Here is a 1,104-nt window from a genome sequence, read left to right on the forward strand (position 1 = left end):
TCGCTTACAACACCGGCCAGCAGAGGCTGTAATAACCGAGCCCACTCCAGAAGTGCAGAACTTCATCTTCACTGGCTTGTGCAAGGTCAGTGACTTCGGGAAATCGGTCCATAAACTTCTGGTAGTAGGGGATGACGGTGGTTACCTGCGTCTGCTGCAGCATGATCTCGCTGATCCAGACGCGATAAGGCGTTTTACTTTGCTGCCATGGCAAGTTTTTACGGCCATGTGCATCGAACCAGTCCAGGAGTCTCTGGCTGAAATCAGGGTCTGTATATGGGGCTTTTTCAGTCATTACTTACAAAAAAAATTATCGATCAGCCTGCTGGCTGATCGCTTTGTAATTGCCATGAGCAGAAATACTAGTTGAAAAAGCCCTTAAGCAGATTTTTAACTGGTCCCTGTACCTTGTCTTCTATCTTCTGTTTCAGGCGGTTTTCAGCAATCTGAGCAATGGTTTCAGTCAGTCGTTTAACATCAATGCCACACTTCGGGGCAGCAAGATCACCCCGACAACGAACAGGCCAGGTGACATTGACATACTCCTTGTTGATCTGACAGGCAGGGTCACTGTCAGGGGCTTCTTCTCCCCGGATGTTGAGGCCTATATGGTAGTCCAGCTGGCGATCCACAAGATTTATGTAGCCATCACCTTTCAGATTCATATTAGCAAGCGCTGCGATCAGGTTGTCATTGGTTGCTACGCCATTTTTGATAACGAAACTACCGCTCAGGTCGGTAAACTCGGTTGATGAGCCCCAATCCGTGGCTCTCAGCTCTTTCTTGCGTACCATGGCGATGCCTTCACACACCATTTTGTCAAAATTGGCATCAGTGAATACGCCTTTTTCAATATTGAATTTGATATTGCCATTCAGGTTTCTGGTGAGGACACTGGCGTATAGACCCTCTGTATGCACTTTCATACCCGCATTCACATCGCCTTGCAGTGGGGCAAGATCTGGCATCGGTGTTGACAAGGCTTCAAGGCTAATATGCTTCAGCTCAGCAGATGCTGCCATTTTCGGGTGACCCGGCGGACGTACATCCAGTTTACCCTTCATATCAATCGCACCCTGATAAAAGCGGGAGGCAATGTTTACT

General features: G+C 48.1%; 1 protein-coding gene and 1 pseudogene. Both read right to left on the reverse strand.

What is annotated here, in order from left to right; genetic code table 11:
• Window positions 1-25 precede the first annotated feature (25 nt).
• Window positions 26-295: pseudogene (locus tag KDK14_RS07030) on the reverse strand (A/G-specific adenine glycosylase); the annotation flags it as partial.
• A gap of 67 nt (window positions 296-362) precedes the next feature.
• A partial coding sequence (locus KDK14_RS07035) for an AsmA-like C-terminal region-containing protein (RefSeq protein ID WP_257264335.1) occupies window positions 363-1,104 on the reverse strand: 742 nt, incomplete at its 5' end.

Source organism: Endozoicomonas sp. ONNA2 (assembly GCF_024606365.1).
Lineage (GTDB): Bacteria > Pseudomonadota > Gammaproteobacteria > Pseudomonadales > Endozoicomonadaceae > Endozoicomonas.